Raw genomic sequence first — 15,168 nt, forward strand, 5'->3', positions numbered from 1 at the left:
TGTATGAAGAAATGGCATAAGATAGTTTTAGCGGTGCTGGTTGTTTTGACAATCGTTTATTTCTGTCTGCCTTATTACGCCCGGCAGGCTTTGATATACTGGTATCCTTCGATTGATGATTTGTCGATGTTCGAGAAACACACGGTGCAGAAGGCCGATTCGTCATGGACGTGGGCACACGCGAAAGATTATAACACTTACGAGATGAGTCCGGAGGATGATGCTTACCTGAATGATTTCCGTACGGTATCTTTTCTGGTGATTCAGAATGACAGTATCGTTTACGAGGAATATCGTTCCGGTTGGAATGACACGAAGACATCGAACATTTTTTCATCGACGAAGAGTATCGTGGGGTTATTGATCGGGGCGGCTTATGACGAGGGGAAGATCGAGAGTCTGGATGATCCCGTGTGGAAATATATTCCGGAATTCAAGGTCGGGGAAAAGAAAAATATCACGCTCCGCCATTTGTTGACGATGAGTGGCGGGTTGAACTGGGACGAGGCTTACGCTTCTTTGTTTTCCGTGACGACGCACGGGTATTACGGGAATGATTTATACGAGTTGGTGACCGGGTTGGACGTGATTGAAGAACCGGGGAAGCAATTTTCTTACCGGAGCGGCGATACGCAGATATTGGCGTTTATCGTGGAAAAGGCAACCGGGAAAACAATCAGCGATTACGCGGAGGAGAAGTTGTGGCGACCGATGCAGGCGGCACAGGATGCCTATTGGTTGTTGGATAAAAAGGACGGGGATGAGAAGTCATTCTGTTGTTTCCATACCACGGCGAGGGAAGTGGCACGTTTTGCCCGTCTGATGCTTCATCACGGCAACTGGAACGGGAAGCAATTGATCTCGGAAGAATATATCAATGAAGCCATGAGCCCGGCAAGTTACTTGAAAGACGAGTGGGGTAAGGATTCGTTGGATTATTACGGTTTCCAGATATGGATTATGAATTATCACGGTCAGCGGAACCCTTATTTCCGGGGAATGCTGGGGCAGTATATTATCGCTATACCGGAACGGAATGCCATTATTGTCCGTTTGGGACACAAGAAAGATGAAAAACGTATCCGGGAAACTACCCGTGACGTGTATCGCTACATGGATATCGGGACGAAGATATTGGATGGCAGAAAATAGGGCGACTTTGTCATATATCCTATTTGTAAATTCAATGGATAATGCTTATTTTTGTTTTACAAATGGGTTATAATAAAGAGTTTTACAGATGCAAGAGAGTGATGACAAGATATGTTTACTATTGCAAAACGGTAAGGAAGAAGGGATCGACTTGCTTTTTGTGAAATATTACAAAAGTTTAGTGCTTTGGGCTGATACCTTTTTGAATGATATCGTGAAGTCGGAAGATATCGTGCAGGAATTTTTTGTCAAATTATGGGAAAGGCATTTGATAGCTGATTTGCGTCCGGATACTTTAAAATATTATCTTTTTACTTCTGTAAAAAATTTAGCTTTGAATGCACTCGAGAAAGTGGATCCTTTAAAAAAAGCATATGATGTAAATTTGATTGATACTCCCCAGATTGAATACGATGATTTGACCGAGGAATTGTTATGTCGGGTGGAGAGTGAGATCGAGAAATTGCCTCCTCGGAGTAGAGATATCGTGAAAGCGATTTATATGGAAGGGTTGCGATACAAGGAGGTAGCGGATAAATTTAATATTTCTGTCGCCACGGTTAAAACTTTATTAGTGAATGCATTGAAGAAACTGAGGGCGAATTCGACGGGAGTAGATTCTATTCTTTTACACTTTTTCTTGAAAAAATCAGCGATAAGATTCAACCGTTTTTAAATTCTTTCTGTATTATAGTTAGAAAAGTAAGATGACTATAATATGGAAGATATAGAATCAAGGTTAATGGATTTTTTTCTTGGCGAACTTGATAAAGAAGAAGAGAAAGAAATTTTGCATCAAGTAGAAATTGATGAGGAATTTCGGAAAATATTTATTCAAGTTCGTTCAAAACATTTGGGTATGCGATGGGGTGCCCGGGGGAAATTAGTGAAAGGCGACGTTCATCGAGTGAAACGGTTGATTAAACGTCGGCGATTGATAAAGGTGGGTATGCGTGTGGCTGCTGTCTTTGTATTGCTATTAGGTGTGGGTATTCTTTGGATGCTATCCGATTCTAGGGTTGAAGAATTTGCTCAAGAGCATCAGATAACTCCGGGAAAAAATCAAGCGTACCTTTATCTTTCCAACGGGAAAAGTGTTTTACTTTCTCGGGAAAATCGAGAATTACGTGAAGATAACGGGGTTTCCATTTCGGTGAGTGCTGAGGGGAAAGTGCACTATAATGTTGAAGAGAAAGACGGGGCGGCTCGTTCTTTGTTCAATCGTTTGGTTGTGCCTAGGGGAGGGGAATTTATGATCACGTTGGAAGATGGAACGAAAGTTTGGTTGGATGCGGAAACCGAGTTGCGCTACCCGACTAATTTTGATGCTCAAAACAGGGTAGTCTATTTAAAAGGAGAGGCTTATTTTGAGGTGGCGAAAATGGAGGGTAAACCTTTTGTCGTGAAAATAGATCAGATGTCGGTCAATGTATTGGGGACTAAATTCAATGTGAATAATCGAGAGGCAGGCGTCGTGCAAACCGTGTTGGTTGAAGGAAGTGTTAAACTAAAATCCCCAAGGGGAGAAGTTTTAATGGTACCTAATCAAAAAGCTGAATACCATGGTGGTGATGAGTGGGTTGTTGAAGAGGTGGATGTTTCTCCTTATGTAGCGTGGAAAGATGGTAATTTTGTTTTCAATAATGAATCGTTAGAGCGTATTATGAATAAATTATCCTCGTGGTATGATGTCGATGTTTTTTACGCGAATGAAGAAGTCAAAAATGTGAAATTGACAGGTGATATGATGCGATATAAAGATATCCAAGAACTATTGTATTTTTTTGAGAAGATATCGGATGTTAAATTTTTAATTAAAAATAGGACTGTAACAGTAAGTTATAAATAAAATGATGAAGATGTGCAACCATCTCCATCATCTGACTAAAATCATGAACAAGTACATTGGGAAGCGTCCTTGTTCAATCGTTTAATTATTAATTACAAATCTATGAAATGTAAATTGATTTTTGCCTTATTGAGGCGAAAAAAAACAAGAATGTTCAGAATTATGAAATTATTTTCGGTTTTTATGTTTGTATTTGTCTTTGGGACAGCTGCTAGCAGTTTTTCTCAACAACAAATTGTAACGTTGAATATGCATCAATGTGATGTAGGTACATTGTTGAAGGAAATTCGTAAACAAACGGGTTTGCGATTCGTGTTTAACGAGGAACATATTATGAAAGTGGACCGTTTTGATGTAGTTGTAAAAAATAAAACGGTAAAAGAAGTTTTGGATAATGTATTTGCAAAAAGTGATTTGAAATGGTATTTTGAAAATGATGTCATTTTTATTGTTCATCAAACTTCCCCGAAAGTGGCACAAGATTCTATTTTATCGGTAAAAGGTATAGTGAAAGATGAAAAAGGGGAGGTTCTGCCGGGGGTTACTATTTTGGTTAAAGGTACGACGCTGGGTGTAGCGACAGACGTGAACGGAAAGTTTACCCTGCATATGCCACAAAGAGATTCGGTTGTTTTACTGGTATCATTTATCGGGTATCAAACGGAAACAGTTTATGTGGGAAAAAACAATAAGGAATTGGATATTCAATTAAAACTTGATGTGACCGAGATTGCGGAAGTAGTGATCACGGGTTACGGGAAAGTAGATAAGCGATTGTCCGCCAGTGCGACCACGTCGATAAAGATGGATGATATCCGCATCCCGAACGTGGCTTCGGTGGATGCCATGTTGCAGGGACGGGTACCGGGATTGATGGTGATGACAAGTTCCGGTAGTCCGAACGCAACCCCTCGAATGAGAATCCGCGGTTCTTCCACGATTCATGGTAACGCGGCTCCGGTATGGGTTGTGGACGGGATAATTCAGGAAGACCCGGTGGACTTATCAAATGACGAGATTAATAACGTGATTGCCGGTACGGATGCCACGTTGCGGGGACAATTGAATGATAACGCCAGTTTCAGTTTGTTGGGTAACGCTATTTCCGGGTTAAATCCGAGTGATATTGAAACCATTACCTTTCTGAAAGATGCGTCAGCCACGGCAATCTACGGAACCCGTGCGGCTAATGGTGTGATAGTGGTTACGACTAAGAAAGGTCAAGTCGGTAAACCTTCTGTCAATTTTTCTTCTTCTTTCGGGTTCACGGCTCGTCCGAGATACGAGGATTATCATTTGATGAATTCAAAAGAACGTGTTGGGGTGTCGAGAGAGGTGGCAGAGAGCGGTTATCTGTATTCGATAATGCCATTTTCTACCGGTTACGAGGGAGCTTTGTTTGATTACTATGACGGAAAGATAAATAAAAATGAATTTGATGCACGTGTGGCCTCTTTGGAAACGATGAACACGGATTGGTTTAAAATCCTGTTCCGGAACGCTTTCAATCAGGACTACGCTTTGAGCGTATCCGGCGGAACGGAAAACACCCGCTATTATCTTTCCGTGGGATTTAATGACAGCAAGGGAAGTACCAAGGGCGATAATTTACGGCGGTATAACGTGAACATGAACGTGAACACGAAAATCGGTCGTTTCGTGGATGTCGAGGGTAAGTTAAGTTTTTCAGACCGGAAATCCGACGGTTTCTACATGGTAAATCCTTTGGATTACGCGTTGAAAGCGTCACGGGCTATCGGGAAGGATGAATTTTACACGACTCGGTTGACGACGGTTGCGGGTTTATCATCTAATTATCCGTTGACATATAATATCTTGAACGAGCTTAAGCATACAGGCAATGAGGCAAAGGTTCGCCAGACAAACGCCAGCGTGGGTGTTAATGCCAAGATTTTACCCGAGTTGACACTGAATACGCTTTTCGGGGTGACTTATGCCAACACGTTGAACCAGAAGTGGGCGGGCGAGCGTTCATTTTATATTGCCGAAATCCGGGGATATGATTACGGGAGTGTGGCACCGAATAGCGCGGAGGAGAAAGCTTCCCGTTTGCCTAAAGGGGGAATTTTGATTTACGAGAATAAGAATAACACGACATTCACGGCTCGTGCGTCCATGAATTATAATAAGGTATTTGCAGAGAATCACGTGGTGAATGCCATGCTGGGGTACGAGATTCGTTCCATCAAGTACGACGGTTTCAACACGACGGAATGGGGGTATTTCCCGGATAGGGGACTGGGTATCAGCTACGAGTACGACACGGGAACTTCCGGAAGCACATCCCTGAATGGTAATTCCTCGTTGGATAAACATACCGCGAAACTAACCAATACGATATCCAACACGGTTTCGGGATACGCTACCTTGGTATATGCTTTTAAAAACCGTTACGTGTTGAATGCTAATATTCGTATGGATGCTTCCAATCGTTTCGGGCAATACACGAACAACAAGGCTCTGCCCGTGTGGAGTGTGGCAGGACGTTGGAGTGTGTCGGAGGAACCTTGGTTCCGCCGTTTGGGTGAACAGGCTGAATTGAGTTTGCGTGCTTCTTACGGTCGGCAGGGAAACGTTCCTACATCCGTGGGACCGAACTTGGTGGTGAAATACCCGCAAACGGTAATTAATCGCTGGTCGGGAGAGTACGTGTTGAATATTAGTCGTTTGCCTTACCCGAATTTGCGTTGGGAAAAGACGACCACGATTAATCTCGGGTTGGATTTTTCATTCTTGAAAGGACGTATCAGCGGTACGATGGATTACTACTACAAGAAAGGAAACGATATTATCTTTAGTCTGGATGTACCTGCCGAGTTCGGTGTTGCCAAAACTTACAAAAACGGGGCGGACATAAAGAATACCGGTTTCGAGTTGGCTTTGACCTTCGTGCCCGTGCGGACAAAGGATTTCACGTGGACGATATCTCCGATTTATTCGAAGAATAGCAACAACGTGGAGAATACCGGGAAGAGCGAGTACACGTACACGGATTACTTGGTAGGAAACGCTTTCGAGAGCGGTAAACCGGTGAATGCTATTTATTCATGGAAATTCACGGGATTGGACCCGCAATACGGTTACGCGACCTTCGCGCATACTTCACGAGTACAAGGTGACGTGGAAAAAATGGATGACCCGAAACAATACTTGGTTTATTCCGGTCAGAAAGACCCGAAAATCAGTGGAGGTTTCACCACCAGTCTGCGTTACAAGAATTTGACCTTGAATGCTAATTTCGCTTATAGTTTCGGGAACGTGAAGCGTTTGAACTTCTTGTACGAGGGCAAGTTTATGATGCCGTCGCCGCAAGATAATTTGCATTCCGATTTGTTGAAGCGCTGGAAGAAACCGGGTGACGAGGCAAAGACCAATATCCCGGGATTCGTGCTTGACGGAACGAGCGAGTATAATTTGTATGTACCTATCCCGTCAACCGTGACGTTGAACTCTTATGATATGTACAATTACTCGGATATTCGGGTGGTAAAAGGAGATTTCCTGAGATGCCGTAATTTGTCGGTATCTTACGTGGTGCCACCGAAATTTGTACAGAACTTGGGATTATCCACGGCGTCCTGCACGTTTAACGTGACAAACCCGTTGACGATTTGCAGTAGCAAATTCCGTGGGCAGGATCCGGAACAGGAAGGAACGGGAGGCACGGCTTTGCCGATAATCAAGACCTACACGTTTTCTTTAAACATCAGTTTTTAATCTTTCAAAACGAGTGTAACTATGATTTCTAAATTGAATATAATCTTATTGACCGTGCTCGTTTTAGCGAGTGTATCTTGCGGAGATTTTTTGAAAGAAGTTTCGCAGGATGAGTTTGAACCCTCGACAACAACTGCTTACACGGAGTTGTTAAACGGGGAAGGATACAGTTATAGTACGCTGGATGCCTTGACTTGGTACATGGATGACGATGTAGACGGGTGTACATCTTATACTCCGACTAAAGAACAGATGGCCTATAAAGATGTTTTCACGTGGCAATATGATATGGACCAGTCTTTAAAAGAGGCACATTCTCAAGATCAAAGTACGTATGAAAATTTTTATGCCAAAATTATGGCTTGCAACGTGGTGATTGATAATGTAGAAAACTCTTTAGGGACAGAATCCGAAATCGCGAATGTTTTGGGTGAAGCTTTGACTTTGCGGGCGTATTATTATTTCCATCTGGTAAATATTTTCGCTACCCCGTACAATGATGCACGCTCAACTCCCGACCGGAGATTAGGAGTTCCGTTGGTTATAAAATCCGAGATATTGGATGAAGGCTACGCCCGTAACACGGTGGCGGAAGTGTACAAACAGATCACGGGAGATATCGAGCGGGCGATTGTTTTGTTGGAAAAAGACAAAGTGAATAACGGACGTTTCCGGGTGAACTATGTGGCAGCTCACTTGATTGCTTCTCGGATTTATCTTTACATGGAAGAATGGGATCAAGTGATTGACCATGCCACGAAGGCTATGGCGGGAGCACCGAAATTGGTGTATTTACCGGATTACGTGTATAATGTTCCTGCCCGTCCGGAAAATTCAAAGAATCCGGTCGTTTCATCCGATTTCCCGGAAACGATATTCGTTTACGGGGCTATGCCCGGAAGTATGAGGTTTGCCGGAACTCCCGTTTGTCTGTCGGATGATGTTGTCAATAGTTACACGGATAATGGAGATAGCCGGAATGGAAAATATTTCAAGAAAACGGAAAGTTATCTTATTTATCCTTACATGGAGTTGAAACACGGAATTGCGGAGCGGGGTTATGTATGGCGTACAGCCGAGTTGTACTTGAACCGGGCAGAAGCGTATATGCAGAAATACAAGGCAGGAGAATCGTCCGCGGGACAGTTGGCTGTGGACGATTTGAATGAATTGCGGAGTAATCGGATTACGAATTACTCGGATTATCAATTGAGTACGGCAGAGGATTTGGAGAAACTTTGCAAATTGGAACGTCGTCGGGAATTGATATTCGAGGGACACCGTTGGTTTGATTTACGTCGTTACGGGATGCCGCAGATTCAGCACAAATGGATTGCCGACGAGGGGAAAACGACCACGTACACGTTGAGCGAGAAAGATCCGAGTTACACGGTGCCTATACCTCAAGCCGTGTTGGATAGGAACAAGAATTTGGTTCAGAATGAATTGGCTCCGGATAGACAAGGTTATTAATTGATAAAACATAAAAGAGATGAAAAATATATTGTTTCTGTTATTGTTGATGGCGGGCGTTATTGTGGCTTGTGATGAGGATAAGCTGACTCCGTCCGCTCCTCAGGAATTTTACGAGTTTCCACAAGGAGATTCCGATTATGATAGGGAATTTGTGGCTTTCTACGAGAAATACAACACCCAATTCTTGTATAAATACAAGGAAAGTGACTTCCGTTGGAACGTGACGAGTTACATTCCTTTTTATTCAGTTCCCGCGGATGAGGCATACGTGGAGAAAGCTTACCGTTTTATCAAAGATCGGTGCCTGAATCCGTGGGGTGAGAATTTTTACAAAAATATTTTACCGATGCGAATATTATTGGCATCGCGGATTTATAGCGTGGAGCAAAAATATGGTTCTGTTTGGGATGAAGGAACGCAACAGTGGGAGTATAAAAGCTATAATGATACGACTAATCATGCTTCCGCTTACGGTCTGAATCATATTGCGTTTGGTTACACGAGCGAGAAGTTGGATGAGTTGACTCCCGAGGAACAATTGAACACGGTGGGAGAGTTGAACAAGTCTTTGATCGGTTATGCTGCTTCCCGGAATAAAATTGAAATACCGGCAGAGTTTGTAGAATGGTACGATAAATACAGAAACAATGTTTGGGATGGAGGTGAGTACGGTTGTGGTTTCCTTGAATACTACAAGGATATGGATGCCGCCTATGACTTCGGACTTTACGTGAAATACTTGACCACGATGAGCGAGGAGGCTTTTAAGGCATGGGCGTTATCGGATGAGGTAGACTCGAGTCAAGATTGGGATCAGGCGTCCGGCACGTACAAGCGTACCCATGCGATTAAAAACAAGTATGAGATTGTGTTGCAATATTTTAAAACTCAGTTTAATATAAATCTTCACGCGATAGGAAATCAAGCTAATTAAATAATTCTGTGATTGATTATCGATTAATCAATCACAGAATAGATAAAATATAGATAATCACTATGAAAAGTAAGTTCGTAATTATTGTAATGCTGTTATGTAGCCTTGCTGGCAGAGTATTCGGGCAAGAGGAAAACGTCGCTCAAGACCCGCAAGAGAACTCTCGATTAACATTAAATCCGGAGGTTCCGATTACCGGTCAGCCTTTAGAATTGGTTTATGACCCGGCAGGCGGTCCGCTAGAGGGGAAGACAGACTTGGTCGGGATAGTGTATATGTATAATTTCTATCGTTGGGAGATCAGCGACGTGCAGTTGAAACAAGACGGAGAATTGTGGAAAGGTACATTCGACGTACCGGATAATTGTGCTTTCATTGCCTTTAAATTTCAATCCACCTTTACTTTGCAACCGGATACGACGGACAATAATGAAGATAAGGGATTTATGTTCATCCCGAAAGACGTTGTCGGGGATTACCTGCCGGGAAGGTATCTTGCTTGGGGAATGTTCCGTATGCCTTCATTTGGTGAAGGTTCTGGAAATTATTTCTCGGGGAACTACAAGGAAATTACCGATGAAGCCTTGATGTTTTGGGTAGATCAGGAAACGAAACATTATCCCCAGTACGGACGTCATTTTTTCGGTATAATGAAGTCCGTTTTGAGAAAGATGTACGGGGAAAATGCCAGTCGGGGAATAGCACATTTGCTTAAAACAATGGAGAGCCAAGCTGATTTGACAGAGAATGAATACATGGAAATAAGCCATACCTATCGTTATGATTTAAAGAATAAAGAAAAAGCGGATAGTGTAGATCAGGTTATTCTCGAAATGTTTCCCCGTGGCGGTTTAGCCCGGTTTAACCATTCTTTTACATTAAACACCGTTACTCCCGATGAATATTTTGTCGTTGCCGAGCAATTCAGGAAAGATTTCCCGATAGCGGAGTGGCGAAAGAATCCCGATTCGAAAGGATTCGTGTACTCTAATTTTTACCGGGAACTGGCTGTAAAATATTATAAGGAAAGCGACTACAAGAAATTGGAGGAAATATTGCCGGAAATGGATATGGTTATGCTTAATGCTGTTTACAAGAAAACCGTGGAATACGCGATTCGGAAAACTCCCATCCCGGCAGAAACTTTTGTTGACGTATCCAAGAGATTTATTGACGAGATGATACGGAAAGTGAATGACGGTTCTTATATGCAAGGATTGCAATATTCACCTCGGCAAGCGGAAGAATTAGCTCGTCAGTGGTTGTATTATTATATTAGTGTTCACGCGCAGGTGGCAGAGAAAAGTGGGCGTTACGAGGAAGCCGTCAACACGATGAACGCGATAGAAGAAGAGCAACGATATCTCTTTTATCCGGCAGGGAACGAGGCGTATGTGGCAAGTTTGGAGAAATTAGGACGTCAGGCTGAGGCTTTCGAGGCGATGAAGGGGGCAGCAGGTGCAGGACAGATGACTCCGGTTATTTATGACAAATTGAGAGTGTACTACAATGGCTTAAAAAAGAAACCGGCGACTTTTGAAGCTTGGGTATCATCATTGAAGCCCAAAAGTGAAGTGGAAAAAATAAAGAATAAACTTCGGGCAAAGATGATAGACATACCTTTTGAGCCGTTTGCTTTGGAATCGCATCTCGGCGGTAAGGTAAAATCTGCAAGTTTCAAAAAGAATGATATCGTGATTCTCGATTTTTGGGCATTGTGGTGCGCCCCGTGTATTGCGGCGTTAGACGGGATGCAAATGGCTGTAGACCTTTATGCCGGTGATTCAAGCGTGAAATTCTATTTCATCATCACGCAGGACGAACCCAATAAAGAAAAAATAGATGCCCTGTGGAAAAAGAATAACTTCCACGGTATGGAAGTACTTTACGATGCTAACCGAGAGGGAAAGAAATCTCGTGATATGGTGTATAAATCCATGTTTCCCGGGACTTCGGGCATTCCCCAGAAAGCCATCCTTAAAAACGGTCGTATCCGTTATCTGGCAGAAGGATACGGTGGAAGCCCCAGCGGTTTGATGGATGAAATTTCTTACGTGGTTGAAATGCTAAAAGAGGAAAAATGATGGTATTCAAAAATAGTTTTATAGTCCTGCTGCTTGCGGTAGCGGGACTCTTTTGCTCCTGCGGGGACGGGAATAATTACACGCTTACCGGTAGTCTGCCGACACGTTACGACGGATGTCGGGTATTGTTATCTCCCGCGACATATTTTTTCTTGCCAGATAAATCCATTCCGGTAGATAGCGGTATAATCAAAAACGGAGAGTTCCGGTTTCGGGGAACGGTACAGGAACCCGCGGTGTTTGTATTGACCATCGAGGACGTTCGTGACAACAGGATTCCGGGAATGTCTTCCGTACCGGTGATTATCGAGCGTGGCAATATTAAAGTTCTTTATGACACGACAGGGATAACCTTGTCCGGAACCCTTGCTAATGACCGTTACATGGCGACAATCGGGAAAGGAAAACAGGAAATTCAACGCAGAAGCCAAATATTATTCCGCGAGCGGGATAGCGTGCAGCAATTAGCGGGCAATGTCAGTAACGAGATAAATAATTACTACAACGAGCAAAGTCGAATTATCTTTAGAGAAATCATGGTACCTGCTGCCGAGGAATTTATCAGCGAGTATGCCGGAACAAGCACGGGTGACTATTTTTTCTTCACTTGTTGCTCGAAAGATATTTATAGTGATGCATTTGTCGAGAGAATCTACCCGACAATCAATCCGGAACTTCGGGAACAGTACGAAACGTTCATAAGGACACGTCAGGAAAAGCAGAATTATTTTTCTAGTTCGCAAAAAGCAACGGAAGTGGGGAGGCCTTTCCGTGAGATTGTTGCGCGAACTATCGAGGGGAAAGAAGTCCGTTTGTCGGAACAAGTGAAAAAAGGAGGACTCGTGTTGTTGGATTTTTGGGGTTCGTGGTGCGTGCCCTGTATTCAAGAAATGCCTTTGTTGAAAGAATTGTATGGAAAATACGGGAAAAAAGGCTTGGTAATCATCGGTATCTCGCTTGACAAAGAACGGGAAAAATGGCAAAGTTCTCTTGAAAAACACAAACCGATAGGAATTCAAATTTCCGAGTTGAAAGGTTGGGAAAGCGCTTCCCGTAATGATTACGGGGTTCAAGCCATACCGTTCACGCTGCTGATAGATGGTTCCGGGAAGATTATTGCCCGCAATCCGCACGGTCCGAAATTGGTCGAAGCCGTAGAGGAATACTTTAATCGTAAGTAAGTTAGTGCTTTTCAGTTAAACAGGAGGGAGTTAAAAGTCATTTTAAACTCCCTCCTGTTTTATATTCTTAAGGTAGGCTCAATTATTCTCTCCGCAACCGCCGCATCCTTTGCAGTCATGCTTCTTTCCGTTCACAGCCGGGTTGTCTTGTCCGCCCCGTTGTCCGCGGTGATTCATACCTTCTTTGCGACGTTTTGCCATTTCTTGTTTTCTCTTTTCCAAGTTGGTTTGGTAAATTTTATATTGCTCTTCCGTCAAAATCTTTTTTAAGGATAAGTTTTGTTGGTCTTCTATTTTTTGGTTGTAGAACGTCATGGAATCACGTTGTCCTTGGTATTTTTTCATGACTTCGCCTATTTTTATGAAATTTTCCGTGAACAATTCTTTTACTTGTTTTTCTTGTTTCTCATTGAGTTTCAGTTCTGTTTTCGTGCGCTCGACCAGTTTATTGACCATTTCTTCGGGGTTCATGTGACCTCTCGGGCCTCGATGTTGTGGACCTCGTTCTTGTGCGTTCAAACTTACTGTCATTAAAAGGAATAATGACGAAATGATTAGGGTTAAAGTTTTCATGTTTTATTCTTTAATTGTTTATAATCGCGTGGAATCCATATATATAATTCCATGCTCGTTCTTTTAATCTATCTGATTCTAAGACAAAAAACGAAGAGAAAGGTTTATTGTTTCCATCCCTTGTTTGAAAAAATAGTTACTTTTGTTATTGGATAAAATGATAATTAATATGAAGCAAGAAGTTTTATTTATTATTCTGGATGGATATGCCGATTGGGAAGGGGCATTCCTCGCAACCGCGTTGAGTACCGGAGTTATGCCGGGCAGTGAAGTGAAATACACGGTAAGGACCGTCGCCCCGACTTTGGAACTCGTGCCCTCGATAGGGGGATTCCGCACGCTGCCCGATTATAGTTTCGAGACCATGCCCGATGATTACGCAGCTTTGGTTCTGGTCGGCGGAACGAGTTGGTTTTCGCCCGAGGCGGAACAAGTAGTATCTATCGTCCGGAGAGCCTTGGAACGAGGGAAAATCGTGGGTGCGATTTGCAACGCTTCCGTCTTCATGGGTATCCACGGTTTCTTGAATGACGTGAAGCACACGAGCAACACGCTTCCCTACCTGAAACAATATGCCGGAGAACGGTACACGAATGAAGCGGGTTACGTCGAGGCACAAGCCGTCGGCGACCGGAATATCGTGACCGCTAATGGCTGCGGGTACATCGAATTTACCCGTGAATTGCTGTTGCTGCTGAAAGCCGACGAACCCGCTAGAATAGAGGAAGCCTGTGATTTTTACAAGAATGGATACGTGAGGTAGGGAAACGTTTGCTTTGGATTCTTTACATGAAAACCTATTTTTTGCTTTGGAATCATTACAAATATTGATTCCATTTGCTTTGGTTTTGTTACAAACGTGCTCATCTTCGCTCGCTTCATATTTTTATGTCTGATGCTCCGCACGACTTGGCAATCAGGGTTTGGAGCAATCGAATGAGCGTAGACGAAGTGAAAGAGTCTAGTACGGGAAAAATATTCAAGTTACTTAATATCCCTTATTACTACGTGGGCGTTTTGGATAAAATTTTGGATAACGTGTTATTATAAACTTTACCGATGAATATTGAAGAATACAGAGATTATTGCCTGTCTGTAAAAGGGGCGACGGAATGTATGCCGTTTGACGAGTACACCTTGGTCTATAAAATCATGGATAAGATGTTTACTTTTGCCCCGTTGCGCACTAAGGACGGACGATTCTGGGCGAACTTGAAATGTGATCCGGCTAAATCGGTGGAGTTGATGGAGCGTTACGATGGAATTTTCTTTGGTTTCTATTCGGATAAAAAATATTGGATAACGGTATATCTGGAAAGTGATGTGCCCGATAAACTAATCAAAGAATTGATAAATCACTCGGTGGAAGAAGTGGTCAAAAAGCTGCCTAGAAAGAAAAGGGATGAATATAACGCGTAGATACGGGAGTGCCCCGTACTCCGTTGTTTTGGTTCATGGCGGACCGGGTGCTAAAGGTTCTTTAAAGCCTATGGCTGAAGAACTATCTTTACAAAACGGAGTGTTGGAACCATTCCAGACCCGCTATTCGATCGAGGAATTGATACAGGAACTTCACGAGCAGGTTTGCCGTGAAACCGATGGGGCGGTGACTTTTGTCGGTCATTCATGGGGGGCATGGCTGATTATCTTGTTTGCCGTGCGATACCCGGAACGGGTAAAACAACTTGTGCTGGTCGGGTGTCCCCCTTTCGAGGAAAAGTATGTACTTCAAATCATGGATAATCGTTTGAAAAGACTTTCGCCGGGGGAGCGGGAACGTTTTGAAAGATGCCTGCGGGAATTATCGGGAAACGCCACGGATAAAGATATGGAAGAATTGGGTAAGATCGTTGCCCAATGTGATAACTATCATGTATCGGATTTCACGAATGAATACGAACCGGATGGACAGATGTATGCATGGGTTTGGACGGAGGCGGCAACACTCCGGCGGGAGGGATATTTCATGAAGATTCTTCCGCGGCTACGATCCGAAGTACATGTTATTCATGGCAGCTTGGACCCGCACCCCTTAAATGGAATAATCGAACCTTTGCGCGAGGCTAAAGTCAATTATGATCTACACGTGTTGGAACGTTGTGGGCATTCCCCGTTCTTGGAGATTGAAGCGAAAGAGGAATTTTATAAAAGTATCGGACGTGTTCTGTAAATCATGGGGTA

The 15,168-nt window shown here is 43.2% G+C and carries 12 protein-coding genes; 11 read left to right on the forward strand and 1 reads right to left on the reverse strand.

Annotated elements, in window-relative coordinates:
• Positions 1 to 3 precede the first annotated feature (3 nt).
• The 8 genes from CS948_RS02125 (at position 4) to CS948_RS02160 (ending at position 12,414) form a co-directional block, all read left to right on the forward strand.
• Positions 4 to 1,152 carry a serine hydrolase gene (locus tag CS948_RS02125; protein WP_099290393.1) on the forward strand — a complete coding sequence of 383 codons (1,149 nt, stop codon included), beginning with the start codon at positions 4 to 6 and terminating at the stop codon, positions 1,150 to 1,152.
• An 88-nt stretch (positions 1,153 to 1,240) separates the two neighbouring features.
• On the forward strand, positions 1,241 to 1,828 hold the full coding sequence (locus CS948_RS02130) for a sigma-70 family RNA polymerase sigma factor (RefSeq protein ID WP_099290109.1): 588 nt from the start codon (positions 1,241 to 1,243) through the stop codon (positions 1,826 to 1,828).
• Positions 1,829 to 1,870: 42 nt separating this feature from the next.
• On the forward strand, positions 1,871 to 3,001 hold the full coding sequence (locus CS948_RS02135) for a FecR family protein (protein ID WP_099290110.1): 1,131 nt from the start codon (positions 1,871 to 1,873) through the stop codon (positions 2,999 to 3,001).
• Between the two features lie 249 nt (positions 3,002 to 3,250).
• Entirely contained in the window at positions 3,251 to 6,739 is a 3,489-nt protein-coding gene (locus CS948_RS02140) for a SusC/RagA family TonB-linked outer membrane protein (protein WP_176554871.1), read from the forward strand.
• A 21-nt stretch (positions 6,740 to 6,760) separates the two neighbouring features.
• Entirely contained in the window at positions 6,761 to 8,212 is a 1,452-nt protein-coding gene (locus tag CS948_RS02145) for a RagB/SusD family nutrient uptake outer membrane protein (RefSeq protein WP_099290112.1), read from the forward strand.
• A gap of 19 nt (positions 8,213 to 8,231) precedes the next feature.
• The gene (locus tag CS948_RS02150; protein ID WP_099290113.1) at positions 8,232 to 9,149 is read left to right on the forward strand and encodes a hypothetical protein; all 918 of its coding nucleotides are present in this window, start codon (positions 8,232 to 8,234) and stop codon (positions 9,147 to 9,149) included.
• Positions 9,150 to 9,211: 62 nt separating this feature from the next.
• A complete protein-coding gene (locus tag CS948_RS02155) occupies positions 9,212 to 11,233 on the forward strand; it encodes a TlpA disulfide reductase family protein (RefSeq protein WP_099290114.1) in 2,022 nt (673 codons plus the stop codon).
• The gene (locus CS948_RS02160; protein ID WP_099290115.1) at positions 11,230 to 12,414 is read left to right on the forward strand and encodes a TlpA disulfide reductase family protein; all 1,185 of its coding nucleotides are present in this window, start codon (positions 11,230 to 11,232) and stop codon (positions 12,412 to 12,414) included. Before CS948_RS02155 ends, CS948_RS02160 begins: the two co-directional genes overlap by 4 nt.
• Before the next feature lie 78 nt (positions 12,415 to 12,492).
• Here CS948_RS02160 and CS948_RS02165 read toward each other — a convergent pair whose 3' ends face one another.
• Positions 12,493 to 12,987 carry a hypothetical protein gene (locus tag CS948_RS02165; RefSeq protein WP_141560862.1) on the reverse strand — a complete coding sequence of 165 codons (495 nt, stop codon included), beginning with the start codon at positions 12,985 to 12,987 and terminating at the stop codon, positions 12,493 to 12,495.
• A 169-nt stretch (positions 12,988 to 13,156) separates the two neighbouring features.
• On the opposite strand from CS948_RS02165, the gene CS948_RS02170 reads away from it, so the two are divergent.
• The 3 genes from CS948_RS02170 (at position 13,157) to CS948_RS02180 (ending at position 15,157) form a co-directional block, all read left to right on the forward strand.
• Positions 13,157 to 13,750, forward strand: coding sequence for a type 1 glutamine amidotransferase family protein (locus CS948_RS02170; RefSeq protein ID WP_099290117.1), 594 nt, complete (start codon positions 13,157 to 13,159; stop codon positions 13,748 to 13,750).
• A 296-nt stretch (positions 13,751 to 14,046) separates the two neighbouring features.
• Positions 14,047 to 14,406, forward strand: coding sequence for an MmcQ/YjbR family DNA-binding protein (locus tag CS948_RS02175; RefSeq protein WP_099290118.1), 360 nt, complete (start codon positions 14,047 to 14,049; stop codon positions 14,404 to 14,406).
• Positions 14,390 to 15,157 (forward strand): alpha/beta fold hydrolase, encoded by a 768-nt coding sequence (locus CS948_RS02180; protein ID WP_099290119.1) that lies wholly within the window; start codon positions 14,390 to 14,392, stop codon positions 15,155 to 15,157. The genes CS948_RS02175 and CS948_RS02180 overlap by 17 nt, the downstream gene beginning before the upstream one ends.
• Positions 15,158 to 15,168 lie beyond the last annotated feature (11 nt).

The sequence above is a fragment of the Butyricimonas sp. Marseille-P3923 genome (genome assembly GCF_900184685.1).
Lineage (GTDB): Bacteria > Bacteroidota > Bacteroidia > Bacteroidales > Marinifilaceae > Butyricimonas > Butyricimonas muris.

Coding starts and splice junctions, on each gene's coding strand:
- CS948_RS02125 (WP_099290393.1), top strand. CDS start 4: ATGAAGAAATGGCATAAGATAGTTTTAGCGGTGCTGGTTGTTTTGACA.
- CS948_RS02130 (WP_099290109.1), top strand. CDS start 1,241: ATGCAAGAGAGTGATGACAAGATATGTTTACTATTGCAAAACGGTAAG.
- CS948_RS02135 (WP_099290110.1), top strand. CDS start 1,871: ATGGAAGATATAGAATCAAGGTTAATGGATTTTTTTCTTGGCGAACTT.
- CS948_RS02140 (WP_176554871.1), top strand. CDS start 3,251: ATGCATCAATGTGATGTAGGTACATTGTTGAAGGAAATTCGTAAACAA.
- CS948_RS02145 (WP_099290112.1), top strand. CDS start 6,761: ATGATTTCTAAATTGAATATAATCTTATTGACCGTGCTCGTTTTAGCG.
- CS948_RS02150 (WP_099290113.1), top strand. CDS start 8,232: ATGAAAAATATATTGTTTCTGTTATTGTTGATGGCGGGCGTTATTGTG.
- CS948_RS02155 (WP_099290114.1), top strand. CDS start 9,212: ATGAAAAGTAAGTTCGTAATTATTGTAATGCTGTTATGTAGCCTTGCT.
- CS948_RS02160 (WP_099290115.1), top strand. CDS start 11,230: ATGATGGTATTCAAAAATAGTTTTATAGTCCTGCTGCTTGCGGTAGCG.
- CS948_RS02165 (WP_141560862.1), bottom strand. CDS start 12,987: ATGAAAACTTTAACCCTAATCATTTCGTCATTATTCCTTTTAATGACA.
- CS948_RS02170 (WP_099290117.1), top strand. CDS start 13,157: ATGAAGCAAGAAGTTTTATTTATTATTCTGGATGGATATGCCGATTGG.
- CS948_RS02175 (WP_099290118.1), top strand. CDS start 14,047: ATGAATATTGAAGAATACAGAGATTATTGCCTGTCTGTAAAAGGGGCG.
- CS948_RS02180 (WP_099290119.1), top strand. CDS start 14,390: ATGAATATAACGCGTAGATACGGGAGTGCCCCGTACTCCGTTGTTTTG.